The sequence below is a fragment of the Cognatishimia sp. F0-27 genome (genome assembly GCF_020667845.1).
Taxonomy (GTDB): Bacteria; Pseudomonadota; Alphaproteobacteria; order Rhodobacterales; family Rhodobacteraceae; genus JAFMPQ01.
Map to the genome: position 1 here is coordinate 1 of NZ_JAFMPQ010000056.1, position 23783 is coordinate 23783.

Sequence of the window (23783 nt, forward strand, 5' to 3'; positions counted from 1 at the left end):
CAGCCGTCGCTCGAAAACTCACCACAATCGCAAATGCCCTCGTCAAGTCAGGACAAAAATGGACTTCTCAGACTGTCTGAGAAATACAGTTGCTATGAGGGGGTGAGCGTCTCGTGAAACGGGTGTCGGGGGACGTAATCCGCGGGTCTTTGGAGCGCGCACCGGTCGTTCAAAGACGGGCAAACGATCCGTCTTGGGCCGCAGGGCCGTCACGGGACCATGTTCGCGCGCGCGGCAGCGGTCTAGAGTTCGATCACATCGACGCGCTTGCCCTTGGCCGCGAGCGCAAGCCTGCCTTCGCAGAGCCGCAGCGCGTCCGCGCCGAACACCTCGTGCCGCCAGCCTGTCAGCGCCGGCACATCGCGCATGCCCGCGGCAATCGCGTCAAGATCGGCCGAAGAGGCGATCAGCTTGGACGCCACGCCCGCGGTTTCCGTGCGCGCCTTGAGCAAAACGCGCAAGAGATCCGCCAGCGCCGGGTTCACTTGCAGCTTCTCGCGCGATTGGTCCGGGGTTGGCAGGTCCGATTTGGGACAGTTCAGCCCGGTCTTGATGGCCTCGATGATGCCATCGGCAATCGCGCCCTTGCGGGCTTCGCGCAACAACAGCCGCGACCGCCCGAGATCAACATGGTTTTGCGGCTTGGTCGAGGCCAGCTCGACCAGGGCGTCGTCCTTGAACACGCGGTTGCGCGGGATGTTGCGCTCTTGCGCATAGCTTTCGCGGAACTCGGCCAGAGCCCGAACGATGGCAAGAAACCGTGGCGCGGCGGACCGGGTCTTGACCCGTTTCCATGCCTCGGCGGGCCGCGAGATATAGGTTTCGGGATCGGTCAGAATGGCCACTTCCTCGGCGACCCAACGCGCGCGCCCGGATTCGGCCAGCTTGCGCGCGAGAAACTCGTAGATCTGGCGCAGATGCGTGACGTCCGCGAGGGCGTAGGTCTTCTGCGCATCGGTCAGCGGCCTGCGCGACCAGTCCGTGAAGCGCGAGGATTTGTCGAGCTGCTCCTTGGCGATGCGTTTCACCAGCGTCTCGTAGCCCACCTGCTCGCCGAAGCCGCAGACCATCGCCGCAACCTGGGTGTCGAAAAGCGGCTTGGGGATCGTGCCATGGTCGATGAAGAAGATCTCGAGATCCTGCCGGGCGGCATGGAACACCTTGACCACGCTCTCGTCGCGGAAAACCTCCATCAGAGGATCCAGCGACAGCCCGTCCGACAACGGATCAACCAGAACGGCGTCGTCCTCGTCCTTCCCGGGCAAGGCAAGCTGGATCAGGCAGAGTTTCGAATAGTAGGTGCGCTCGCGCAGGAATTCTGTATCGACGGTGATGTAATCGGCTTCCCGCGCCTTTTCGCAGAAGGCGGCGAGGGCGTCGGTCGTTGTAATGGTAATCATCAGGGCCATTTCGTTCTTGTTATTCGCGTCGGACCTGCGGCGCATCCCGCGACTATAGAACAGTTTTCCGTCGATGGGAACGCGTGTGGCTCAGTCCAGATCAAGCCGCGTCCGGTCGCCATTGGCGAAGCGCTCGAGCACCGCCGGATAGAGCCTGTGCTCCTGCTCCAGAACGCGCGCGGCCAGCGTGTCGGGCGTATCGTCGGAACGGATGGCCACGCGGGCCTGTCCGAGGATCGGGCCGTCATCCAGCGCCGGGGTCACCTCGTGCACCGTGCAGCCATGCTCCGTGTCGCCCGCCTCGAGAGCGCGGGCATGGGTGTGCAGGCCGCGATATTTCGGCAGCAGCGACGGGTGAATGTTGAGCATCCGCCCGGCATAGGCCGACACGAAGCCTTCCGTCAGGACACGCATGAACCCGGCCAGACACAAGATGTCTGGCGCATGCGGGTCGATGGCCGCGCGCAGCGCCGTTTCGAATGCTGCGCGATCGCCGTGAAACGGGCGGTGATCGACCACGGCCGTGGCAATGCCGCGCGCCTGCGCCTTTGCAAGCCCGCCTGCGTCGGCATTGTTGGCCAGCACGAGGACGGGCCGTGCGGGATGTGTGCCGGCCATGCTGTCAACCAGCGAGACCATATTGGAACCGCCGCCCGAAATCAGGATGGCGACCCGTTTCATGCAAGCGCGCCCTCGTATTGCACACCTGCGCCGTCGGTGACGGTGCCAAGCGGCACAACGCTTTCCCCGGCTTCGATCAGCAACCGCGCAAGCGCTTCGGCCCGCGACGGATCGACGACCACGACCATGCCGATCCCGCAATTGAAGGTGCGCAGCATTTCCGTTTCGGACACCCCCCCTGCGCGTTGCAGCCAGCCAAAGACCGGCGGCAGCGTCCAGGCGTCGAGGTCAATCGTCGCGCCACACCCGTCGGGCAAGACGCGCGGCAGGTTCTCTGTCAGGCCACCGCCGGTGATATGTGCCAATGCATGCACGCCGCCGCTGGCCAGCGCGGCGAGCAGCGGTTTGACATAGAGCCGCGTCGGCGTCAGCAGAGCCCCGCCGAGCGTTTGCGGCGTCGCGTCGGAGGCCTCCCACGGCACCGGGCTGTCCCATGTCATGCCGGATGTCTCGACGATCCGGCGCACAAGGCTGTATCCGTTGGAGTGGACGCCGTTCGCGCCCAGACCGAGCAACACGTCTCCGGCGGCAACGGCGCGGGGCAGTTCGGTGCCGCGTTCCATCGCGCCGACGGCGAAGCCTGCCAGGTCGAAATCGCCGGCCGGATACATGCCGGGCATTTCCGCGGTCTCTCCCCCGATCAGGGCGCAGCCCGACTGTGCGCAGCCCCCGGCAATCCCTTCGATGACCCGCGCAGCGGTGTCCGTATCGAGCTTGCCGGTTGCAAAGTAGTCGAGGAAGAACAGCGGCTCCGCCCCCTGGCAGACGAGATCATTGACGCACATGGCCACAAGGTCGATCCCCACGCCGGAGACATGGCCGGTATCGATCGCGATCCGCAGCTTTGTGCCCACCCCGTCGGTTGCGGCGACAAGCACCGGATCGGAGAACCCGGCCCCCTTGAGATCGAACAGCGCCCCAAACCCGCCGAGGCCCGCCATGACACCCGGCCGTTGCGTGGCAGCGGCTGCCGGTTTGATCCGGTCGACAAGCGCATTGCCGGCTTCGATGTCAACGCCTGCGCTTGCATATGTCAGGCCGGATTTCTCGTCGCTCATGGCTGTCACCTCTCGGGTCCGCGTTTTGGGTCCAGCGCGCGCGGCGCGCCCTTTTCCGCGCGGGTTATCTGAGCCATGCGGTCGAGGCAATGGATTATGCAGCCGCAGGCACGTTTGCGCTGCCTGCAATGCCGTTGAACCGGGTCGAAGCGCGGAGACCGGAAGCTTCGCACCGCTGCTTGGCATCCGGATCGTCGCGAAAATCCTGATGAACTTGATGATCCCGGCATGGTTGTGCTTGACGTCACAGAGCGCGGTGGTAGTGAATTTGGCACGGTGGGCCTGTAGCTCAATTGGTTAGAGCAGGGCGCTCATAACGCCTTGGTTGGGGGTTCGAGTCCCTCCGGGCCTACCAGCGGTTTCCAAGCGTCACACGTACGATATGCCATGCGCCGCGCCGATCCTGCCAGCCGGCGCGACGCGCTGACGTGGGGCCGGCCGCATTCACGTCATCCGGGCTCGGGCAGGATCCGAGGCATATCGCGAAACAGCGTCACTGCGTCGCGCTGTCCGTCCCCAGAGCATCCCCCTTCGTTTTTGGACGATGCTGCGCGCGCGTTAATCACCGGTTAACCGCCCTGCCCCATTCTTAAGGGGTCTGAAGAATAAACGTCCATATATCAGGGCGTTACAGAAGAAACTCGCAATGAGGATACCGCGCCGCACGCTAGCCGACTCACGAAATGCAGACAAATCATGACAAATGTGGCATAAGTTTGGTGCTTTTTTGGAAACGCTGTGTCTTTCAAGTATTGGTTGAAAGACTTCCGTGTTCTGTCATCGTTCCGCGTGTATTGACGTTGCGGCACACGCTTTCCCGGTCGGAGCAGGCCCGGCCGGTTGCGCACAAAGCGCGCCCGACGGGGAATACGCAGGGGGTTTGAAATGCCGGTAATCGTTCAAGGCGGCGCGCTCGCCATCGTTGCGCATCAGGATGACGACATCCTGTTCATGAACCCCGATATCTACAACGATATCGAGGACGGCGTGCCTGTTACCACGGTGTTTGTCACCGCGGGCGATGCCGGGCTTGGCCGCGACTATTGGGAAGGTCGGGAGGACGGAATCAAGGCGGCCTACGCGCTGATGGCCGGTTCGGACGACTGGGTCGATGAGGTGCAGTCCTTCGAGTCCGGCGGCACCAGCTTTGGCGTGGCAAGCTCCTATCTCGAAAGCGATCCCGACGTGCGGCTCTATTTCATGCGGCTGCCCGATGGCGCGGGGCTGATGCCGGAAGAAGAGGCGCAGTTGCTGGCGCGGCTGCAAAGCGGCACCATCGACGCGGTGGACACCATGGACGGGTCGGCCACCTATGCTCGCGAGGATGTGGTCAATGTGCTGACCGGGATCATGGAGGCGCACGCCCCGTCGCAGTTCCGGTTCCAGATCGATGACGGACCGTTTGCCAGCGGCGAGCATACCGACCACATCCAGACCTCGATTTTCACCAACGAGGCGCTCGAAGGCTACACGGGCGGGGAATACACGGTCACGAGCTATGTCAATTATCAGTCGCGCAATCTCGAACCCAATCTCAGCGATGCCGACGCGGCCCGCTCCCTTGAAGTGATGGAAGCCTATGCGGCCTATGACCGTGCGGTGACGCTTGAAGATGGCAGCCTGCAACCGGTCTACGCCGATTGGACATCGCGCCAATATGTGGCGGATGAATACACCGTCGGGACCCCGCCGGGTGCCGTGACGGGGACGTATTTCGGCGCGCTTGACGATGACATGCTGGACGATGACGACATCGCGATCGAGGGCGCAGGGGTCACGCTTTATCGCGACGGGTTGGAGATTGCCTCGACCACGACCGGCCCCGATGGGGGCTATGCCTTCAACAACATCACCCCCGGCGCGGGATTCGCGGTCGGGTTCGAACCGCCGGCCGGGGCGCTGGGACAACCGGATGCGCGCTTTGCGACCGGAGGCGACAGTGACGTCAACGCAGACGGGACCACGGCCCCGTTCGACATCGCGGCCGGGCAGACCGTTGCAGGGCTGGATGCCGGTGCCATCGGCATCGAGGCCCCGACGGACGATCCCGCACCGCCCGATGATCCGGTCACGCCACCGGTTCCGGCGGATGCGAGTTTCGCGCTCGGTGGACCGGACGCGTTTCTCTTCGACATCGACGCCGCAACCGGGGCGGTTGCGCCCAAGGATTGGTTCAGCCCGTCGCTGGACGATGCGTGGGACCAGAACGAGGATTACATCTACGAGCTGACGCGGATCGCAACCCCGGCAGAGGGTGGCCCGCCGGTGAGCGAGGCGCTGCGATACGATACGACCGCCGAGGGCGTGCTGACGCTGGTTTCGGGCGACGATACCCCGATTGATCCGGTTGACCCTGTTGATCCTGTCGACCCGGTTGATCCTGTCGACCCGGTTGATCCCGTGGACCCCACACCGCCACCGCCCCTGCCCTCCGGCAGCTTCAGCTACAGTCTCGAAGGCCCCGATGAACTGCTTTTCGAGATCGACGGCGACACCGGGGAGATTGCGACAAAGGACTGGTTCACCCCGACCTATGACGACGCCTGGGATCGCGACGAAAACCACATCTATGAGATCACCCGTGTGGCCACACCGCTCGACGGCGGTGAAGATGTCCGCGAGGAGATCCGCTACGAGACCCTGCCCGACGAGAGCTTTACGCTCTTGACCGGGGGCGCCGGTGGCGCTGCGCCGGAAACGTCGCTGATGGCGGCTCTGTCCATGCCACCGGAAATGAGCGCCGCATTGTTTGCGGAAGCCGAGGACGCGGACATACAGGCCGAGGAGGCGGAACTGGCTCTTTGAGCTGCAGGTTTTGCAGACCGGTCCGACTGGCAAGACACGCAGTGTGCGGCGTCTCGCAAGCCCGATCTGACACGCCGGAAACGCGGCGGCGCCCTGCCCCGCCTTCGAGCGTCAGGAGAACGCGGCTGCCACGCGGGCTCCGGCCTCAGCCGTGCAGGCGTCAAAGCTCAGGCAAGACCGCGCAGATCGCGCAGCGCAGGATCAGGCCAAACGCCATGCGTTGGTCGCGCGCTCCCAGCGCTGAACCAAAAGATATTCGATCGCCAGCATCACGGCGGTGAAGGTGAGCGCATAGGCCAGCACCGTGGCGATGTCGAACAGCTGAAAATAGAGATGGATCTGAAACCCGACTCCGTTCGAGCGGCCGAGGAATTCCACCACCAGCACGATTTTCCAGATCACCGCCAGCCCGTTGCGCGTGGCCGTTGCCACAAACGGGCCGAGTTGGGGCCAGATCACGTGACGCAGCCGCGACAGCGCGCTCATGCGGTAGACACGCGCCATCTCTCCCACGCCCCGGTCGAGGGTGCGCACCCCTTCACGCACCGTCACCGTGACCATCGCGGTCTTGTTCAGCGCCACCGCGACAATCGCGGCCACCTCGTTGAGGCCGATCCAGAGATAGCACAGCACGATGATGACAAGCGCCGGCAGGTTGAGAAAGACGGTCACCCAAGGATCGAGCCAGCGATTCACGCGCGGCATAAGACCCAGCAGGATCCCGAGGCAACATCCCACCGTCATGGCCAGCATGAAGGCGGCAATCACCCGCCACAGGGTGGCCGAAACATGGGTCCAGAGCTTCCCGGATGCGGCCTCGCGCGCGATCACATCGGCCACCGCCATCGGACCGGGCAGCACAGAGGGATCCGCGCTGATCCAAGCGGCAACCGTCCAGAACAGAACAAACCCCGCCAACGAGGTCCATGTCACGAGCGCCGGTGACTTCTCCATTTGCCGTTCCTCCCTCGTGCCACGCTTCTGCGCCGTTGACAGGCGCCTCTGCCGCGCGTTCGAATCGACCTTCCCTGCAGGTGACACACAAGGATAGGGAAGCAGCGCTAGCGCGCTTTCTCGCCCCCCACCATGGTCGCATTCCGCAAGCCCGCGGGCCTGCATACTCTGCTGCGCATGAAGGATCCGTTTCGCATCGCGGCCCCGCTGGTCACGCTTTTCTGGCTGCTTTCAGCGCTTGTGGTTCGGGGCGAGATCATCGATCCCGAAACGCTCTCTGAACATGTCTTTGCGCCCATGTCACTTGGAGAACAGATCTCCGAAGACGGGGTTTACGAGCTGCTCAATTCCGGCGGGGCGCATGCGGGCTACGTGTTCCAGACCGAGCCCATGGCGGCCCTGCCCGGCTTTTCCGGCGCCCCGATCAACGTTCTGGTGGTGCTGGATCTCGAAGGGCGATTCATCGATGTCCAGCTGCTGACGCATAACGAGCCTATATTTGTCTCCGGGCTCGGCGAAGCGCCGTTCCATGCCTTTTTCGAACAATACGAGGGTCTGTCGATCTCGGATTCCATGGTTGTTGGCACCCCCTATGGTGGCGGCGGCGACGGCAGCGGGCTGGTCTATCTCGATGGGGTCACAAAGGCCACCGCCTCGGTGCGCATCGCGCATGAAACCATCCTTGCGGCCGCGTTGCAGGTGGCCCGTGAAAAGATGGGCGGCGTTGCCGCCGGTCCGCCCGCGTATCCCAACCCGGAGGTGGACGAGGCGCTGAGTTTCGACGATCTGCTGAGCGAGGGCCTGTTGCAACGCTTCACGGTCACCAATGGCGAGGTCCAGGCGAAGTTCGCGGACACCGTGTGGGACGATGACGACCCCGAGGCGCTCGATTATCCCGACGAGCCTTATCTGGACCTCTGGATAGCCGATCTCGGACCGCGCTCCATCGCGCGGGCGATCCTCAGCGAGGACACACTCGAGGAACTGGACGCGTTCATGGAGATTTCGACCTTCGATGAGCCGATCCTGCTGGTCGAAACCGCGCGGCACGGCCTCGTCTCGCCGGACTTCATTCGCAACACCGCGCCGGACTGGATCGCGGCAGAGCAGAACGGCTTCCCCATCGCCCTGCGGGACGCCGACCTGTTTGTCGAACTGCATGACGACGCGCCGGACGCCCTGCATGACGGGGTCGCAATGATCCTGCGCACGGACCGGCGGCTGGGCTTCGATCCTGCGGCGCCCTGGACGATCTCGGCCAAGGCGGTGCGCGAACATGGCATGTTCCAGCCGGAAATCGGCTCGGTCTCCTTGGCGACGGAGCATCAGACCGATGCGCGCTTCTTTACCCGCCCGGACCAAATCGAGCGGCTGTCCCCGTTCGAAGAAGCGATCCGCAACCGGCAAGGCGACCTCGTGGCGCTGGGTGGTTTTCTGGCCGTGCTGTTGCCGGTCCTGCTTGTGGCGCAATCGCGCCTCGCCGGGAGCCGCGTCTTCACACCGCTGCGGCTCGGCGTGCTCGCAATCGTGGTCGGGTTTCTCGGATGGTGGGGACAGGGGCAGCTTTCCATCGTCACCCCTCTGGCGGGGCTTCAGACCGCGATCGCGGGCGGGTCTTATGCCTTCCTGCTCTATGATCCGTTTTCGCTGCTGATCTGGGCCGCGGCGATCCTCGGCTTTGTGCTCTGGGGGCGCGGGCTCTTTTGCGGGTGGCTCTGTCCCTTCGGCGCGTTGCAGGAGTTCGCCCACCACATCGGACGGCTGTTGCGTCTGCCCCGGATCGAGCCTTCGCGGCTCTGGGATCAGCGGCTGAAATGGCTGAAATACGTGGCGCTCGCGGGGCTTGTGGGCGTTACCGTCTTTGCGCCGTCCCACATGGACAAGGCCGCCGAGATTGAACCCTTCAAGACCGCCATCACCACGCTGTTCGTGCGCGAATGGTATTACGTCGCCTATGCCGCGCTTTGGCTGGTGCTGGGCACGATGGTTTTCAAGGGGTTCTGCCGGTATCTGTGCCCGCTGGGCGCGGTCATGGCCATTGGTGGTGCGCTGCGGCTGCGCCGCTGGATCCCGCGCCGGCTGGAATGTGGTGCGCCGTGCCAGCTTTGCGCGGTCAAATGCAACTACGGCGCCATTTCGAAATCCGGGGCCGTGCAGTATGACGAGTGTTTCCAGTGCCTCGATTGTGTGACGATCCACGATGACGACACCCAATGCGTGCCGCTGATCCTCAAGAACCGCCAGAGCACGCGGGGTGCGAAGCCCCGCCGCACCGGCCACCCGAACCAGCAAGGGTTGCCCGCATGAGCCTGACCCGCCGCCGCTTCCTGCACTTGAGCGCGGCTTTCGCCTGCGCCCCCCAGCTTGCCCGGGCCGACAGCTGGCAGGGCCGCGCGCTTGGCGCGGATGTCTCGGTCACCCTCGCAGGTCCGCGCGAGGAGACAGCCGCGGCCTTGGTGGCCATTCCGGCGGCGCTCAGGCGTATCGAAGCGCTCTTTTCGCTCTATGACAGCGGCTCGGCCCTTTCGCGCCTCAACGCCGCCGGGGCGCTCCCTGCACCGGATCCGGCTTTCCTGTCGCTGTTGCGTGCCGCCGGGCGCGCCCACGCGCAAACCGGCGGGCTCTTCGATCCGACGGTGCAGCCGCTTTGGTCGGCCCAGGCTCTTGGCGGCGACGTGAAGGCCGCGCGGCGCCTGATCGGTTGGGAGAGGCTGCGCTTCGGCGCGGCCGGTGTCGTGCTGGATGACGGGCAGGCTCTGACGCTCAACGGCATCGCGCAGGGCTTCGCCACCGACATGATCCGGGCGCAGCTCGCCTCTGCCGGGTTCACCAGGGCCCTGATCCAGATCGGGGAACATGCGGCCCTTGGCGGCCCGTTCCGTCTGGGTATCGACGATCCGGCGCAAGGCCATCTGGGCCACGTCACCTTGGCCGACAGCGCCATCGCCACATCGAGCCCGGGCGCCATGCGATTGGGCTACGGGTCCCATATCCTGTCACCGACCGGGTCTGCCCCGCTGTGGTCGACGGTCAGCATCGAGGCGCCCACGGCCACGCTGGCGGACGCCCTGTCGACGGCGGCGGTTTTCATGCCGCGCGCCGCGCTGATCCGCCTCAAGGCAGAGGCCGGGCTGCGCCGGGTGCTGGTCGTGGATCATGACGGGCGCCTGAGCACGCTCTGAGCGGCCCTGCGATCCGGTCAAACACCGCATCCGGTCGCCACGCGGGCGCGGCCCCGTTCAAAGACCCGCACAGCCACCCCGATCGGCGCGTCCCCGTCCGCTCAGCCCATGAAAAAGCCTCCCGCCCCTAAGGGCAAGGAGGCCACTGCTTTTGCAAAACGCCGAAGGGCTCAAAGCCCTTCCGCGTCGAGGCGCCGATCAGGACGCGGCTGCCACTGCGCGCCGCGTCATCACGCCAACCAGATGCGCCCGATAATCGCCGGTCCCGTGCAGATCGGAAATCATCCCGTCACCGGAGACACTCAGATCCTTGATCGCATCCGGCGAGAAGTTCGACGACAGCGCCGCTTCCGCTTCGGACCAGCGATAGACCCCTTCTTCGGACGCCCCGGTGACCGCAACCCGAACACCATCGGCGTATTTCGCGACAAAGACACCAACCAGCGCAAAGCGCGATGCCGGCTGCTCGAACTTGATATAGGCCGCCTTTTCGGGAACCGGGAACCGCACCTCCGTGATGATCTCACCCTCGTCGAGAGCCGTGGTAAACATCCCCTGGAAATAATCGTCCGCCGCGATCTCGCGCGCATTGGTGACAATCGTCGCGCCAGACCCGAGCGCCGCCGCCGGGTAACAGGCTGACGGGTCGTTATTGGCAAGGCTGCCGCCGATGGTGCCCCGGTTGCGCACCGCGGGATCGCCGATATGCGCCGCCAGCGACGCAAGCGCCGGATAGGATCCGCCCGCCTCGGCGGCCACCGTGGCGTGGGTGGTCCCGCCACCGATCGCTACCTGCCCGTCATCGGTCATGCAAACGCCCTTGATTTCGGCAATCCCGGTGAGGCTCACCAGAACCGAGGGGCTCGCCAACCGCTGCTTGAGCGTCGGGATCAGGGTCTGACCGCCGCCAAGTGCCTGCGCTTCGTCCTGAGCGAGCGCGGAGACAGCATCCGCCACGCTGGTGGGTCGTGCCATTTCAAATGAATACATCGTTTTTTCCTCCCTTGGACAGTCTCGGGGCCCGGCCCCGGTTTCTTCTGTCCGGAAATACTCCGGGGGTCCGGGGGCAGCGCCCCCGGCGTTCTCGGCCGGGCCCGACAGGCGGACCCGGCTTCATGGACCTCAGCTGTTCATCGCCGCCCAGACGCGCGCCGGCGTTGCGGGCATGTCCAGATGCCCGACCTTGTGGCCGCCGGAATGCAGCGCATCGATCACCGCGTTGATCACCGTGGGCGGCGAGCCGATCGCACCGGCCTCACCACAGCCCTTGACCCCTAGCGGGTTGTGCGTGCAGGGGGTCTGACAGGAATGGTCCACCTTGTAGTGCTCCATATGTGGCAGATCGTCGGCGCGCGGCATCGCGTAATCCATGTAGGACGCGCTCAGCAACTGGCCGTTTTCATCGTAGGCACAGTTTTCCAACAGCGCCTGCCCGATGCCCTGCGCGATCCCGCCATGCACCTGGCCTTCGACGATCATCGGGTTGACGACATTGCCGAAATCATCCGCCGACACGAAGCGCTCGATGCTGACCGCCCCGGTTTCCGGATCGACCTCCACCTCGCAGGCATAGGCACCGGCCGGATAGGTGAAGTTCGCCGGATCGTAGAACGCGGTCTCCTCGAGACCCGGTTCGATATCCTCAAGCGGATAGTTGTGCGGCACGTAGGCCGCCAGCGTCACATCTCCCCAGGCAACGGATTTGTCGGTGCCCGCCACGGTGAACTGACCGTCCTTGAGCTCGATATCCGCCTCGGAGGCTTCGAGCAGATGGCCGGCGATCTTCTTGGCCTTGTTGATGATCTTCTCGGTTGCCCGGACCATGGCCGACCCACAGACCGCAAGCGACCGCGAGCCATAGGTGCCCATCCCGAACGGGATCTTCGACGTGTCGCCATGCACGATGTCGATCATGTTCTCATCGATGCCGAGCATTTCGGCCACAACCTGCGGGAAGGCCGTCTCATGGCCCTGCCCGTGGCTGTGCGCGCCAACCATCACCGAGATCGAGCCGGTGGCGTTCACCCGCACGGTGGCGGCGTCGTAAAGACCCGCGCGCGCCCCGAGCTGTCCCACGAGGTTGGACGGTGCGATGCCGCAGGCCTCGATAAAGCAGTTCACGCCCAGACCGCGCAGCTTGCCCTTGGCTTCGGACTCGGCCCGTCGGGCGGGGAAGCCGGCGATGTCGATGAGCTCTTCCATCTTGTCCATCGTCGCCACGTAGTCGCCGGTGTCATACTCGACCGCCACAGGCGTGGCGTAGGGGAACTCCGTGACGAAGTTCTGCCGGCGCAGCTTGATCGGATCGACACCAAGCTCGCGTGCGGCCTTGTCGATCACGCGCTCCAGCTGGAAGGTCGCTTCGGGACGGCCCGCGCCGCGATAGGCGTCCACCGGAACGGTCGAGGTAAAGACCGCCTTGACGTTCACCTGAACGTTCGGCGTGCGGTAGTTGCCCGCCATCAATGTGCCGTGAAGCCATGTGGGCACGGAGGGCGCAAAGGTCGACAGATACGCCCCCATATTCGCATAGGTATCGGTGCGCACCGCGGTGAAGTTGTTCTCCGCATCCAGCGCCAGCTCGATCTTGGTGACGTGATCGCGCCCATGCGCGTCGGAGACAAAGGCCTCCGACCGGGTCGAGGTCCACTTCACCGGGCGGTTGCAGGCCTTGGCTGCAAAGGTGCAGAAGGCCTCTTCCGCGTAGTGGAAGATCTTCGTACCAAAGCCGCCGCCCACATCCGGGGCAATGACCTTGAGCTTGTGCTCGGGGATGCCCAGCACGAACGCTCCCATCAGAAGGCGGATCACATGCGGGTTCTGCGAGGTGGTGTAGAGCGTGCTCTCGTCGCTGTGGCGCGCGTAATCCCCGACCGCAACGCGCGGTTCCATCGGGTTGGCGACCATGCGCTGATTCACAAGCTCCAGCGTGGTCACATGGGCGGCGCTGGCAAAGGCCGCATCGACGGTCTCTGTGTCGGTGCCGAACTGCCAGTCATAGCACAGGTTCGACGTCAGATCGTCATGCACCTTGGGGGCGCCTTCGGCGACGGCGGCCTTCATGTCGACAACGGCCGGAAGCTCGTCGATATCCACCACGATCGCCTCTGCGGCGTTGCGCGCCTCTTCGAGGCTGTCGGCCACAACGGCGGCAATCGGCTCACCCACATGGCGCACCTTGCCCTGCGCCAGAACCGGATGCGCCGGTTCCTGCATCGGCTCGCCATGCTTGTCGGTCACCTGCCAGCCGCAGGGCAAACCGCCCACACCTTCAAAATCCGCACCGGTGAAAATGCGCACCACGCCCGGCATGCCCTCGGCAGCCGATGTGTCGATCTTGCTCAACCTGCCATGCGCCACGTCCGACCGCAGGAAATGCACGTAAGCCTGTCCGTGGACGTTGATGTCGTCGGTATAATTTCCCGCACCCGTCAGAAAGCGGACGTCCTCACGCCGCTTCGTCGATGCGCCAATGCCATGATCCTTGGGCATGTCTCTCTCCCTTGTCGCGCCGCGGCCACCTACACCCGAACCCCCGTTTCTTTGGGCATCAAATATCCCGGGGGGTCCGGGGGGCTGGCCCCCCGGCGCCTGTGTCTGTTGGTTACTCGGCCGCCACGGCTGCCACGTCCTGACCGGACGCCGCCATGATCGCCTTGACGATGTTGTGATAGCCCGTGCAGCGGCAGATATTGCCCTCGAGATAATCCCGCACCTCGGCCTCCGTGGGCTTGGGGTTCTCCTTCAGCAGCGCCGCCGCCGACATCACCATGCCCGGCGTGCAGAATCCGCACTGAAGCCCGTGATGGTCCTGGAAGGCCTGCTGGATCACGCCGAGCGACCCGTCCGCATTGGCCATGCCTTCGATCGTCTTGACCTCGGCGCCGTCCGCTTCGCCCGCAAACATGGTGCAAGCCTTCACGGCTTCGCCGTTCACATGGATCACGCAGGCCCCGCACTGGCTCGTGTCACACCCCACATGGGTGCCCGTCAACCGCAACTCCTCGCGCAGAAAATCGGTCATCAGCGTGTTGCCCTTGACCGATTTGGTGACGGATTTCCCGTTCACCGTCATCGTTACTTCTGCCATTGGTCTCCTCCCTGGAATTCTCTTCAATCGCTTCCCCGGCGCGAACCGGGTCTGTTTGTGGTGTCCCGGCACCCGGCCGGGCTCAAAGGGGTGGCGCGCCAGCGGCGCCTGCATCTCGCGGTCTTTCGGATCTCATGCGCCCCGCCGCGCGCCGACGCCGAGGCCCCGGGCGGTCCCGGACCCAACGACGCCGTGGTTGGTTCAGGACACGATCCGCTTCAGCCAGCCCTTCTTCTTCTCCGTCGGTTCCGCATCCTCGGCTGCCGCCGCGTCCGGGTCCGCCGGGCCTTCGACAGCCTGCTGGAAATTGCTGAAGAACTGGTCGGCCATTTTCTTGGCAAAGCCGTCGATGATGCGCGAGCCGAGCTGGGCCAGCTTGCCGCCGACCTTGGCTTCCACCTCGTAATGCAGCTCCGTGCCACCATCCGCACCGGGCTTGAGCGTCACATCCGCGCCGCCCTTGGCAAAACCGGCCGCGCCGCCCTTGCCCTCGCCGGTCAGCGTCACGCTGTTCGGCGCATCCATGTTCTCGAGAACCACCTTGCCCTTGAAGGTTGCTTTCACCGGTCCGACCTTTTGCACGACAGTGGCCTCGAACCCCTCTTCCGGGCTCCCTGACATCTCGGTGCAACCCGGCACACAGGCCTTGAGAACCTCGGGATCGAGAATGGCGGCCCAGACCACGTCCTGCGGCGCGTCGATTTGACGGGAATCGCTCATATGCATGGGATATCTCTCCTCTTGTGCGCCAGCCTAGGCGCGCTCCGCCCTTTGGGCATATTAGACCAATGGCTTAGACCCGCCATCTGCGACTCACCATTCGGGCGGCACATGGGTCAGGCCATACCGCGCAAAAATCTCCTCGATCCGCCCGTTGGACAGCCCCTCGAACACCGCATCGCCCACCGTATAGGACAGCGGACGATAGGCGAAATGCACCGCTGTGCCGAGCGTCCAGCGCGATTTGGCAAAGCCCGGCAGCGGCGGCTGATGCACGGCGATCGCGTCATTGCCGCGCGCATGATACTCCAGCTGCGCCAGCGGCCCCATCGCAGCCATGGTCTCCCCGGCCGCAAGCGCCGCCATCGCGTCCGCCATCGTGGGAAAGCGCCGCACACCGGCGGCGGTCTGCCCGCCGCCAAAGCTAGTCAGGTAGAAATCCACGATGGAATCGTTCTCCACCGCAACGGTATCGAATCGGAAATAGGCCGGGACCGGACCGCCATCGGGATAGTCCGCAACGCGATAGGCTATGGCAAGGCTTTCCTGGTGGTACTGACCCGGAAAGACAACCTGCTCGACCCGGCACTTGAAGGCCGAATCGTAAGGCACCCGCATCATCACGTTCTGAACCGACCCGCCGATCAGCGGACCTCTCCAGATATTGTTGCGCAGATCGGCCTCGAGGTTTTCGCCAGCCGCAACAAAGCGAAAGCGCGGCTCGACCCCGATATACTCCGCGATCAGACGGGCGATATCGGCATCCACACCCTTCGCATCGCCGCCCTCTTCCCAGGAATAGGGCGGGTAATCCTCGTAAAGCGCCACGGTCAGAAAGCCACGCTCCATGATCGTGTCGATATCCTGGCCCACGATATCGCGACTGGCGTTCTGCGGCTTGGCTTGCGGGATGTGATCCGCACAGGGATCACTCGCACGGGCTGCCTGCGGCGCGGCGACCAGAGCCGCCACCGCCAACGCACCCGCGATCCAGAAAGACGTCAAGGCTGTCATGGCGCTAGTGTGCCGCTGACAATCCAATCGTCAAGGCTTCCGCGGCCCGCGCATAAGAGGCCTCGGTCCCGTCGATCAACTGTGCGGCCCGGCTGGCCGCGCTGTCCGCGCGCGGCGCACCGGACAGCGTCTCGATGCCGTCGGCAATCTCGGTCAGCCGCGCCTTGAGCGCATCGGGATCGGCGCCGCTGGGATCGTCCGCGTATCCCACGAGCATGTCCCGGATGCCCTTGAGCTCATCCGACACCTCTTCCATCGAGCCGTCATCGGGGCGTGTCTCGATATAGGTTCGGATGGCCCAGGCGGCTTCCTGCCCGAGAAGATCCCCGAATTCGGGCATCTTGGTGATCCCGTTCTGGGTATATCCGTAGCGGAAGCGTTCCACGTACCATTCGTCGCCATATTCCTCCGCTTCGAGGAAGCGCAGATCGGGTGCCAGCCCGCCGGAAATCGCTTCGAGCCCGTGGCAGCGCGCGCAGTTCTGGTTGTAGCCAGATGCGCCGATCTCCAGCGCCTTGGCCCAGACCTGCTCTCCGACCGCGTCGACACGATAGGGGTTCTCGGTCAGCCACTCGTCGCCAACCGCTGGCAGGCCCGCCGTATCGACGGCCTGCGGGGCCACGTCACCATGGGCCAGAGCCATCGTGGCCGAGGCGCCGAGCGCCAGAATGCCGGCGAGAAAACGGGGGGCCTTGCGCTGAAAGAGATCTGTCGGTCGTGCCATGTCGTGTCCTCCCACGGCTTGTACGGTCACTGTTCGATGTCTGGCACCTTGATACGCCGCCGCCGCAGCGCAGCACCATTAGACCTTCGTGGCGCGACCTGCGCGCCGAGCCTGCGACAATGGTCGTATTGAGCCGCCCCACCCACCGGATACCGTGCCCCAAAAGGGAGGTCTCATGGACATGTTACGCGCATGCTCGGCTTTGGCGTGTCTTGCCGCGGCGGCGCTTGCGACGCTGGGTCCCGGCCCGGTGCATGCCGCCGACATCACGGTGCATTACCTCAAGCAGGAGGTGACCGCGCCGCCGACGCTTTCCAACCTTGATCCGGTCCCCGAGGACCTCGGCATCGCCGGCGTGCAGCTCGGCCTTGCGGATAACGAAACCACCGGCCGCTTCCTGGGGCAGAGCTGGACGCTCGAGGTTGTCCGGGTGCCGCCCGAGGGTGATTTCGATGCGGCTCTCACGGCGGCATTGGCCGCGACCGATCTGCTGATCCTCGATGCGCGCGCCGACCGGCTTCTCGCCGCCGCTGACCGGCCCGATGCCGCCGCCGCGCTCCTGTTCAACGTGGGCGCACCGGAGCCACGCCTGCGCGATGCCGACTGCCGCGCCAATGTGCTGCACATCCTGCCCTCGCGTGCCATGCTGAGCGACGCCCTGATGCAGTTCTTCGTCACGCGGCGCTGGACATCCCTCGCGATGATCGTCGGCAGCGCCGAGCCCGACATCGCGTTGGCACAGGCCTATGCGGAATCCGCCACCAAGTTCGGCCTGTCCATCGGCGCGCGCAAGACCTGGGCCTTCGACGCCGACATGCGCCGGAACGCGTCGCGCGAAGTGCCGCTCTTCACCCAGGACCTGGGCGATTACGACGCGCTCCTCATCGCGGATGCCGCCAATGACTTTGCCCGCTACATCCCCTACAACACATGGCGTCCGCGCCCGGTCGCGGGGTCCGAAGGCCTGACACCCAAGGTCTGGGACCGGGTGGTGGAAGCCTGGGGTGCCGCCCAGCTGCAAAGCCGCTTCGAAGACCAGTCCAACCGCGCGATGCAGGACCGCGACTATGCCGCCTGGGCCGCGATCCGGGCAATCGGCGAGGCGCTCACCCGAACCGGCAGCCCGGAGGCTGCTGCCCTGCGCGCCTACATGCTTGGTCCCGATTTTGAACTCGCCGGGTTCAAGGGCCGCCCCCTCACGTTCCGCGGCTGGAATGGCCAGTTGCGACAGCCCATCCCGCTCACCCATCGCGGCGCCCTGGTCGCGTCCGCCCCGCTCGAAGGCTTTCTGCATCCCGAAACCGAGCTCGACACGCTCGGCAAGGACGCGCCGGAAAGCCGCTGCACGGCATTCGAAAACTGAACCCACCCGACAGACGCGGCCCGCTGTTTCTTTGGGCCGAAAATATCCTCGGGGGTCCGGGGGCAGACAGCCCCCGGCCGAACCAACAAAAGGACCGACGCCATGAGACTCTCGCCGATCCTCACCGCTTTGCTGCTCGCAGCCACGCCATTGGCCGTGACTCAGGCCGCCGCGGATGAAATCTGGGTCACCAATGAAAAGGATGACACGATCTCGGTGATCGACATCAACTCCCTCGAGGTCATTCGCACGATCCCGACCGGTGAACGCCCGCGCGGCATCACCTTCTCCAAGGACTATTCCGTGGTCTATATCTGCGCCTCCGACAGCGATGCGGTGCAGGTGATGGACCCCGAAACCGGAGAAATCCTGCACGATCTGCCCTCGGGCGAGGACCCTGAGCAATTTGTCCTGCATCCCGACAATCGCCATCTCTACATCGCCAATGAGGATGACGCGATCACCACCGTGGTCGACACGGTTTCCCGGACAGTGGTGGCACAGATCGATGTCGGCATCGAGCCGGAGGGCATGGCGGTCTCGCCGGACGGCAAGATCGCGATCACCACGTCGGAAACCACCAACATGGCGCATTGGATCGATACCGAGACCCAGAAGCTGTTTGCCAATACGCTGGTCGACAGCCGCCCGCGTCACGCCGAATTCGTCAAGGACGGCACAGAGCTCTGGGTCAGTTCCGAAATCGGCGGCACGATCACCGTGTTCGATGTCGCCACCCAGACCGAAAAAGCCAAGATTTCCTTCGAGTTGCGCAACATGCATCCTGACCGCGTGCAACCCGTCGGCTTCGAGTTCACCACCGGCGACACCCATGCCTTCGTCGCACTCGGACCCTCCAACCATGTGGCGGTGGTGAATGCCGAAACCTACGCGGTCGAGGACTATATCCTCGTCGGCCGTCGCGTCTGGCACATGGATTTCAACCGTGTCCGCAGTCTTCTCTTCACGACCAACGGCGTCTCCGGTGACGTCACGGTGATCGACGTGGCAGACCGCAAGGCTCTGAAATCCATCAAGGTCGGCCGCTTCCCCTGGGGCGCCGCTTTCCGCCCGACCAACTGACGCCGGCTTGTCCGAGCCATCGATCCGAACGCCTTTTGAAAGGAATCGACATGATACCCCGCCCACCGCGCACGCTGCTTTCGCTGGCCCTCGCCGCTGTTCTTGTCCCGTCCACGGCCCTCTGGGCCGATGATGACGAGGATGATCGGGGCTTTGGGCTGGCCGGCATCCTCTCCGCGTCGAACAAGGAGGATCTTGAACCGATCCAGCTTTCCGCCGGTGTCCCGCTCACCAGCGCGCCCTGGGTGCTGAAATCCGGCACCTATTACGAATTCGAAATCCAGGGCGATGGCAGCCAGGAGCTGGCGCTGGTGGGGCCGGAATTTTTCCGGGCGATCTGGATTGACGAGATCGTGGTTGAAGGGCTGGAAATCCGCCCGCTTGGTCTCGACAGCGTCGAGTTTGACGAGGCGGGCGAGATGGAAATCGGGTTCCTTGCGATCAAACCGGGCCGCTATTACCTCAAGATCCCCGGCTCGACCGGAGAAACGCAGCGGCTCGACATCACCATCGAATGACGCGGCCAATGTCGCATGACGGGGCGAGGGGCCAGCCCCTCGCGCTCCCCGGGATATTTGAAGCCCAAAGAAACACGCGGTGCGCATGGCCTTGAGAGTCGACACCCTGTCTTATGCCTACGGGGCCAAGAAAGCGCTGGATGCGGTGTCTTTCGAGGTGTTTCCCGGCGCATTCACCGCCTTGCTCGGGCCCAACGGTGCCGGGAAATCCACGCTTTTTGCGCTGATGACGCGCCTGTTCGAGACCCGGGACGGTCAGATCACCGTGGGCGGTGTCGATCTGCGTCTCAAGCCACGGGACGCGCTTGGCCAGATGGGGGTCGTGTTTCAGCAGACCACGCTGGATCTCGATCTGACGGTGATGCAGAACCTGCGCTATTTTGCAGCGTTGCACGGGCTCGGCGGTCGCGAAGCGGGCAAGCGCATCGAAGAAGCGCTGGACCGGCTTGCCATGCGCGACCGCGCCGCGGAGAAGGCCCGCACTCTGAATGGCGGTCACCGGCGCCGGACGGAAATCGCCCGGGCCCTGATCCATCACCCGTCCGTCTTGTTGCTCGACGAGCCGACGGTGGGGTTGGATGCCAGCGCCCGGCAATCCATCACCGATCACGTGCACAGCCTGTCTGCATCCGGATTGACCGTGCTCTGGGCGACCCATCTGACCGACGAAGTGCGCGATACGGATCCCCTCATCCTTCTGCATCGCGGGCGGGTGATCGAGACCGGACTCACCGGCGCCTTGCGCGGGGATGAGACGCTCTCGGACTGGTTTCTTGCACGCACCGGAATGCCGGCATGACGCCCTATCTCATTGCCTTTCGCGCCATTGTCTGGCGTGAGGCGCTGCGCTTCGTGCATCAGCGCGAGCGTTTCCTGGCCGCGCTGGTGCGGCCGCTTGTCTGGCTGCTTGTCTTTGCGGCCGGGTTTCGCGCGGCGCTCGGTCTTGCAATCACGCCGCCCTACCAGACCTACATCACCTACGAGACCTATATCGTTCCCGGTCTGTGCGGCATGATCCTGCTCTTCAACGGGATGCAAAGCGCGCTAAGTCTTGTCTATGATCGCGAAACGGGCTCCATGCGGCTCCTTCTGACCGCCCCCCTGCACCGTGGATTTCTCCTGTTTTCAAAGCTTTGCGGTGCAACGTTCATTGGCGTCCTGCAATGCTATGCCTTCTTGTTCATTGCGTGGCTCTTTGACATCACCCTGCCCCCGCTGGGCTATCTCGCCGCCCTGCCCGCGCTGGTGATGTCCGGGCTGATGCTTGGGGCTCTCGGCCTCATGTTGTCCAGTTTCATCAAACAGCTGGAGAACTTCGCCGGTGTGATGAATTTCGTGATCTTTCCGATGTTCTTTCTCAGCTCCGCGCTCTACCCGCTGTGGAAAATGGCGGAATCCTCGGAACTGCTGCACGATATCTGCGCGCTGAACCCGTTCACGCATGCGGTGGAACTGATCCGTTTCGCGCTCTACCTGCGGCTCGAACCCCATGCGCTCTTGTGGACCGGCCTTTCCTTGCTTGTCTTCGGTACGCTGGCATTGTGGGGCTACGATCCGGGGCGCGGCATGCTGCGCGGCAAGCTCAAAGGCTGACCAGATCCATCCGCGACGCAGGGCCGCGTCCGGTCAGGCGCGCACCCCTGATCCATCCACCGGTCGATCTCATCGCGTGATTGCCATGGCGCACCTCCGGATCTTGCCAAGACAATTGCACGCTTTGCGGAGCGCGCCCGTCGCAACGGGTTGACCAAGGCGATGCCGGATTTGTGAGACGGGTGCGCCCGGCATTGGCCAGGGCGTCGGGGCGGCGGCGCTGCTTTGGTGCGCATAGTGGTCGATCCGCGCGCCTTAAGTGGCGCTCCGGACGATGCGCCGCCGCGCCGCTCTCCGCCTGCCCCCAGTCGGTCCGCGCGATCGCGGTCCGATCCGCTCACCGCAAGCGGGCGGGCGCGCCTTCGAGCTGAAGAAAGCGCGTTGCAAGCCGTCGCGCCTCGTCCATGGAATGGGTCACAAGCAAGGTGGTCACCGGCTGACGGTCCCGCAGCACCTCGAAGAGCCGCATCATCTCTTCGGCGAGGGTCGCATCCAGCGAAACGAAGGGCTCGTCCATCAACAGCAGGCTCGGCCGCGCCGCGAAGGCCCGCGCAAGGGACATGCGCCGCTGTTGCCCGAGGCTCAGGCGGCGCGGAAAGTCATCGCCGCGCCCGCCAAGCCCGACGCTGTCGAGCGCTTCTTCGGCGGCCATGGCCGTGATCCCCAAAGGAATCGTCAGGTTGGCCCGCAGGGTGCGCCAGGGCATCAGCGTTGGTTCCTGAAAAACCATCGCGATGCGCGCGGGTCGCTCCACAGTGCCGTCTTGCCGCGTCTCGAGCCCGGCCAGGATACGCAGCAGGCTCGTTTTGCCAATACCGGACGGGCCGGTCAGGGCAACCGTCTCGCCGCGGTGAAGCGCAAAGGACAGCGGGCCGAGGATCGCCCGGCCGCCCAAGGAGAGGCCGGATAGCGAAACGCGCGCGACCACGTCGCGCGCCTCCCGCGTTGCCTCGGGATTGTCCCGGTCATGGGCCAAGCGAAGACGGGTCATCCGCGCGCCCCGTGCCTCAGGAGCCGGGCTGAACGAACACGCCTGCCGGCAGTTCGGTCGCATCGCCGACAAGCTCCGCGCCGCCCAGATCAGACATCAGCGAGAGCATCTTGGCCGCCGCCGCCTCATCCACCGGGCCCGGCGCCGGGATTCCCGCCCGGAAGCCGGCCTTGAGCGCGTCGAACTGCGCATCGTTGGCGACCTTCATGCGCGGGCGCAGACGGTCCCATTCGGCCTCATCTGTGGCAAGCAGATCCTTTGCCGCGCGCGAGGCGGCTGCAAGTCCGTGCACCAGCTCCGGCCGCGTGCGCAGATCCTCGCCGCGGATGACATAGCCAAGCAATGGGGTCTGCGGGTCCAGCCCCAGCGCGGCGGCCGCGGTTTCGACGGTGACAAGCGGGCGCATGCCACCGGCATCCATCTTCGCCAGGAAATGCCAGAAATTGATCGCCCCATCGAGCTCGCCCTGAAGCGCGGTTTTGAAGATCAGCGGCGGCGCGCCATAGACCTGCTCGGTCTCGGCGGCGAGATCCATCCCGTACATCTTCTGGGCATAGGCCTGCAGGATCAGCCAGGATTTATCGAGCGGACCACCGGCAATCCCGATCTTGCCGCCCTTGAGATCCGCAAGGCTCTCAGCCGTGGAACTTCCCGGCACCATGACCGCACCGACCGCGCGGCTGTAGGGGATGAAGACATAGTCCTTGCCCGCCGCGCGCTGACGCGCCACCCAGAGCCAGTCGGAGACGATGACATCCGCTTCGCCTCCCTGGAACGCAACCTTCGCGGCCGAGCCTCCGGCCATGCCCTGAACCTCGAGCGTGAACCCGTTGGCGGCATCGAAGCCGTTGTGACGGATCACATCGAGTTCCCAGTTGACCGTGCCGAATTCGAGCACGGCGGCTCGAAGCACGGGGGTGTCGGCAAGCGCGACCGTGGCCGACGCAACAAGCGCCGCTGTTGCGGCGCGCAAGGCTGTCATAAAAGTCATCGATTTCCTCCCAAATCGCTGGTTGCCTCCACCCTAGCAGCGCCGAACCGCCCCGAAATACGACCAATGGACAGGGCCTGTGCGCCATTCCATTGATTTGGATCATACCGGTGCGCCGCCACCGGGCGCAGGGTTCGGCCATCCAAGCCGTCCATCGAAGAAGGAACCTGCCATGCTACGCCTATCCGCCGCTGTCATCGCAACCACCCTGATCCCGGCCCTGCCCGCCTTTGCCGACACGTTCGAGGAGGTCAAGGTCACCGCAGGTGCCACGCTTTTCGAAGCCGAGTGCCGCCGGTGCCATGCGGTCGATGCCGATCACGCCTCCTACGGTCCACCGCTCGACAACATCTTGTATCGCGCGGCCGGGTCCTATGAGGACTACGACTATTCGATTGCCCTTGAGGCCTCGGGCATTGTCTGGACGCCGGCCGCGTTGCGGGCGTGGATGGAAGACAATGCGGGCTTCATGCCCGGCACCAAGATGCGCCATGTCGGCATCGAGGACCGCACGGTGCAGGATTTCATCCTCGCCTATCTCAATTCGATTTCGGATATCGACGCCAACAAGGCCATCTCCGATTGATCGGCCCGCGCCGCGGGTGATCCGACCCGC

General features: G+C 64.6%; 21 protein-coding genes and 1 tRNA gene. 10 read left to right on the top strand and 12 right to left on the bottom strand.

Annotated elements, in window-relative coordinates; all coding sequences use genetic code 11:
* Nucleotides 1–242 precede the first annotated feature (242 nt).
* The 3 genes from rnd to purM form a co-directional block, all read right to left on the bottom strand.
* Complete coding sequence (gene rnd / locus J1C49_RS20330) at nucleotides 243–1400, bottom strand: ribonuclease D (RefSeq protein WP_227447692.1); 1158 nt, start codon at nucleotides 1398–1400, stop codon at nucleotides 243–245.
* A gap of 90 nt (nucleotides 1401–1490) precedes the next feature.
* Entirely contained in the window at nucleotides 1491–2081 is a 591-nt protein-coding gene (gene purN, locus J1C49_RS20335) for a phosphoribosylglycinamide formyltransferase (protein ID WP_227447673.1), read from the bottom strand.
* Entirely contained in the window at nucleotides 2078–3139 is a 1062-nt protein-coding gene (gene purM, locus J1C49_RS20340; RefSeq protein ID WP_227447674.1) for a phosphoribosylformylglycinamidine cyclo-ligase, read from the bottom strand. Before purM ends, purN begins: the two co-directional genes overlap by 4 nt.
* Nucleotides 3140–3417: 278 nt before the next feature.
* On the opposite strand from purM, the gene J1C49_RS20345 reads away from it, so the two are divergent.
* Nucleotides 3418–3494: transfer RNA gene (locus J1C49_RS20345), tRNA-Ile, on the top strand.
* A 530-nt stretch (nucleotides 3495–4024) separates the two neighbouring features.
* On the top strand, nucleotides 4025–5944 hold the full coding sequence (locus J1C49_RS20350) for a PIG-L family deacetylase (RefSeq protein ID WP_227447675.1): 1920 nt from the start codon (nucleotides 4025–4027) through the stop codon (nucleotides 5942–5944).
* A gap of 201 nt (nucleotides 5945–6145) precedes the next feature.
* Here J1C49_RS20350 and J1C49_RS20355 read toward each other — a convergent pair whose 3' ends face one another.
* Entirely contained in the window at nucleotides 6146–6898 is a 753-nt protein-coding gene (locus J1C49_RS20355; protein WP_227447676.1) for an ABC transporter permease, read from the bottom strand.
* 177 nt (nucleotides 6899–7075) lie between these two features.
* On the opposite strand from J1C49_RS20355, the gene J1C49_RS20360 reads away from it, so the two are divergent.
* Nucleotides 7076–9205 (top strand): 4Fe-4S binding protein, encoded by a 2130-nt coding sequence (locus J1C49_RS20360; RefSeq protein ID WP_227447677.1) that lies wholly within the window; start codon nucleotides 7076–7078, stop codon nucleotides 9203–9205.
* A complete protein-coding gene (locus J1C49_RS20365) occupies nucleotides 9202–10080 on the top strand; it encodes an FAD:protein FMN transferase (RefSeq protein ID WP_227447678.1) in 879 nt (292 codons plus the stop codon). Before J1C49_RS20360 ends, J1C49_RS20365 begins: the two co-directional genes overlap by 4 nt.
* Nucleotides 10081–10278: 198 nt before the next feature.
* Here J1C49_RS20365 and J1C49_RS20370 read toward each other — a convergent pair whose 3' ends face one another.
* The 6 genes from J1C49_RS20370 to pedF form a co-directional block, all read right to left on the bottom strand.
* A complete protein-coding gene (locus tag J1C49_RS20370) occupies nucleotides 10279–11070 on the bottom strand; it encodes a xanthine dehydrogenase family protein subunit M (RefSeq protein ID WP_227447679.1) in 792 nt (263 codons plus the stop codon).
* A gap of 132 nt (nucleotides 11071–11202) precedes the next feature.
* Nucleotides 11203–13572: a xanthine dehydrogenase family protein molybdopterin-binding subunit gene (locus J1C49_RS20375; RefSeq protein WP_227447680.1), complete on the bottom strand. Its 2370-nt coding sequence runs from the start codon at nucleotides 13570–13572 to the stop codon at nucleotides 11203–11205.
* Nucleotides 13573–13684: 112 nt separating this feature from the next.
* Complete coding sequence (locus tag J1C49_RS20380) at nucleotides 13685–14170, bottom strand: (2Fe-2S)-binding protein (RefSeq protein ID WP_227447681.1); 486 nt, start codon at nucleotides 14168–14170, stop codon at nucleotides 13685–13687.
* Between the two features lie 201 nt (nucleotides 14171–14371).
* Nucleotides 14372–14896: a CoxG family protein gene (locus J1C49_RS20385; protein ID WP_227447682.1), complete on the bottom strand. Its 525-nt coding sequence runs from the start codon at nucleotides 14894–14896 to the stop codon at nucleotides 14372–14374.
* Between the two features lie 87 nt (nucleotides 14897–14983).
* Nucleotides 14984–15904: an ABC transporter substrate-binding protein gene (locus J1C49_RS20390; protein ID WP_227447683.1), complete on the bottom strand. Its 921-nt coding sequence runs from the start codon at nucleotides 15902–15904 to the stop codon at nucleotides 14984–14986.
* Between the two features lie 4 nt (nucleotides 15905–15908).
* Nucleotides 15909–16628, bottom strand: coding sequence for a cytochrome c-550 PedF (pedF, locus tag J1C49_RS20395; RefSeq protein ID WP_227447684.1), 720 nt, complete (start codon nucleotides 16626–16628; stop codon nucleotides 15909–15911).
* A 181-nt stretch (nucleotides 16629–16809) separates the two neighbouring features.
* Between pedF and J1C49_RS20400 the strand changes: the two genes are divergently transcribed.
* From J1C49_RS20400 to J1C49_RS20420, 5 genes are all read left to right on the top strand, one after another.
* Nucleotides 16810–17991, top strand: coding sequence for an ABC transporter substrate-binding protein (locus J1C49_RS20400; protein WP_227447685.1), 1182 nt, complete (start codon nucleotides 16810–16812; stop codon nucleotides 17989–17991).
* Between the two features lie 102 nt (nucleotides 17992–18093).
* The gene (locus tag J1C49_RS20405; protein WP_227447686.1) at nucleotides 18094–19074 is read left to right on the top strand and encodes a YVTN family beta-propeller repeat protein; all 981 of its coding nucleotides are present in this window, start codon (nucleotides 18094–18096) and stop codon (nucleotides 19072–19074) included.
* 50 nt (nucleotides 19075–19124) lie between these two features.
* Entirely contained in the window at nucleotides 19125–19592 is a 468-nt protein-coding gene (locus J1C49_RS20410; RefSeq protein WP_227447687.1) for a hypothetical protein, read from the top strand.
* A gap of 85 nt (nucleotides 19593–19677) precedes the next feature.
* Entirely contained in the window at nucleotides 19678–20391 is a 714-nt protein-coding gene (locus tag J1C49_RS20415; protein WP_227447688.1) for an ABC transporter ATP-binding protein, read from the top strand.
* Nucleotides 20388–21185 (top strand): ABC transporter permease, encoded by a 798-nt coding sequence (locus J1C49_RS20420; RefSeq protein ID WP_227447689.1) that lies wholly within the window; start codon nucleotides 20388–20390, stop codon nucleotides 21183–21185. The genes J1C49_RS20415 and J1C49_RS20420 overlap by 4 nt, the downstream gene beginning before the upstream one ends.
* Before the next feature lie 337 nt (nucleotides 21186–21522).
* Here J1C49_RS20420 and J1C49_RS20425 read toward each other — a convergent pair whose 3' ends face one another.
* Both J1C49_RS20425 and J1C49_RS20430 read right to left on the bottom strand, forming a co-directional pair.
* Nucleotides 21523–22176: an ABC transporter ATP-binding protein gene (locus tag J1C49_RS20425; protein WP_227447690.1), complete on the bottom strand. Its 654-nt coding sequence runs from the start codon at nucleotides 22174–22176 to the stop codon at nucleotides 21523–21525.
* A 16-nt stretch (nucleotides 22177–22192) separates the two neighbouring features.
* Nucleotides 22193–23167, bottom strand: coding sequence for an ABC transporter substrate-binding protein (locus tag J1C49_RS20430; RefSeq protein WP_370639442.1), 975 nt, complete (start codon nucleotides 23165–23167; stop codon nucleotides 22193–22195).
* Nucleotides 23168–23339: 172 nt separating this feature from the next.
* Here J1C49_RS20430 and J1C49_RS20435 point away from each other — a divergent pair, with 172 nt between their 5' ends.
* The gene (locus tag J1C49_RS20435) at nucleotides 23340–23753 is read left to right on the top strand and encodes a cytochrome c family protein (RefSeq protein ID WP_227447691.1); all 414 of its coding nucleotides are present in this window, start codon (nucleotides 23340–23342) and stop codon (nucleotides 23751–23753) included.
* Nucleotides 23754–23783 lie beyond the last annotated feature (30 nt).

Bases quoted from the DNA above. Each gene is read 5' to 3' on its own strand.
- rnd (WP_227447692.1), bottom strand. From the start codon at position 1,400: ATGATTACCATTACAACGACCGACGCCCTCGCCGCCTTCTGCGAAAAG.
- purN (WP_227447673.1), bottom strand. From the start codon at position 2,081: ATGAAACGGGTCGCCATCCTGATTTCGGGCGGCGGTTCCAATATGGTC.
- purM (WP_227447674.1), bottom strand. From the start codon at position 3,139: ATGAGCGACGAGAAATCCGGCCTGACATATGCAAGCGCAGGCGTTGAC.
- J1C49_RS20350 (WP_227447675.1), top strand. From the start codon at position 4,025: ATGCCGGTAATCGTTCAAGGCGGCGCGCTCGCCATCGTTGCGCATCAG.
- J1C49_RS20355 (WP_227447676.1), bottom strand. From the start codon at position 6,898: ATGGAGAAGTCACCGGCGCTCGTGACATGGACCTCGTTGGCGGGGTTT.
- J1C49_RS20360 (WP_227447677.1), top strand. From the start codon at position 7,076: ATGAAGGATCCGTTTCGCATCGCGGCCCCGCTGGTCACGCTTTTCTGG.
- J1C49_RS20365 (WP_227447678.1), top strand. From the start codon at position 9,202: ATGAGCCTGACCCGCCGCCGCTTCCTGCACTTGAGCGCGGCTTTCGCC.
- J1C49_RS20370 (WP_227447679.1), bottom strand. From the start codon at position 11,070: ATGTATTCATTTGAAATGGCACGACCCACCAGCGTGGCGGATGCTGTC.
- J1C49_RS20375 (WP_227447680.1), bottom strand. From the start codon at position 13,572: ATGCCCAAGGATCATGGCATTGGCGCATCGACGAAGCGGCGTGAGGAC.
- J1C49_RS20380 (WP_227447681.1), bottom strand. From the start codon at position 14,170: ATGGCAGAAGTAACGATGACGGTGAACGGGAAATCCGTCACCAAATCG.
- J1C49_RS20385 (WP_227447682.1), bottom strand. From the start codon at position 14,896: ATGCATATGAGCGATTCCCGTCAAATCGACGCGCCGCAGGACGTGGTC.
- J1C49_RS20390 (WP_227447683.1), bottom strand. From the start codon at position 15,904: ATGACAGCCTTGACGTCTTTCTGGATCGCGGGTGCGTTGGCGGTGGCG.
- pedF (WP_227447684.1), bottom strand. From the start codon at position 16,628: ATGGCACGACCGACAGATCTCTTTCAGCGCAAGGCCCCCCGTTTTCTC.
- J1C49_RS20400 (WP_227447685.1), top strand. From the start codon at position 16,810: ATGTTACGCGCATGCTCGGCTTTGGCGTGTCTTGCCGCGGCGGCGCTT.
- J1C49_RS20405 (WP_227447686.1), top strand. From the start codon at position 18,094: ATGAGACTCTCGCCGATCCTCACCGCTTTGCTGCTCGCAGCCACGCCA.
- J1C49_RS20410 (WP_227447687.1), top strand. From the start codon at position 19,125: ATGATACCCCGCCCACCGCGCACGCTGCTTTCGCTGGCCCTCGCCGCT.
- J1C49_RS20415 (WP_227447688.1), top strand. From the start codon at position 19,678: ATGGCCTTGAGAGTCGACACCCTGTCTTATGCCTACGGGGCCAAGAAA.
- J1C49_RS20420 (WP_227447689.1), top strand. From the start codon at position 20,388: ATGACGCCCTATCTCATTGCCTTTCGCGCCATTGTCTGGCGTGAGGCG.
- J1C49_RS20425 (WP_227447690.1), bottom strand. From the start codon at position 22,176: ATGACCCGTCTTCGCTTGGCCCATGACCGGGACAATCCCGAGGCAACG.
- J1C49_RS20430 (WP_370639442.1), bottom strand. From the start codon at position 23,167: ATGACTTTTATGACAGCCTTGCGCGCCGCAACAGCGGCGCTTGTTGCG.
- J1C49_RS20435 (WP_227447691.1), top strand. From the start codon at position 23,340: ATGCTACGCCTATCCGCCGCTGTCATCGCAACCACCCTGATCCCGGCC.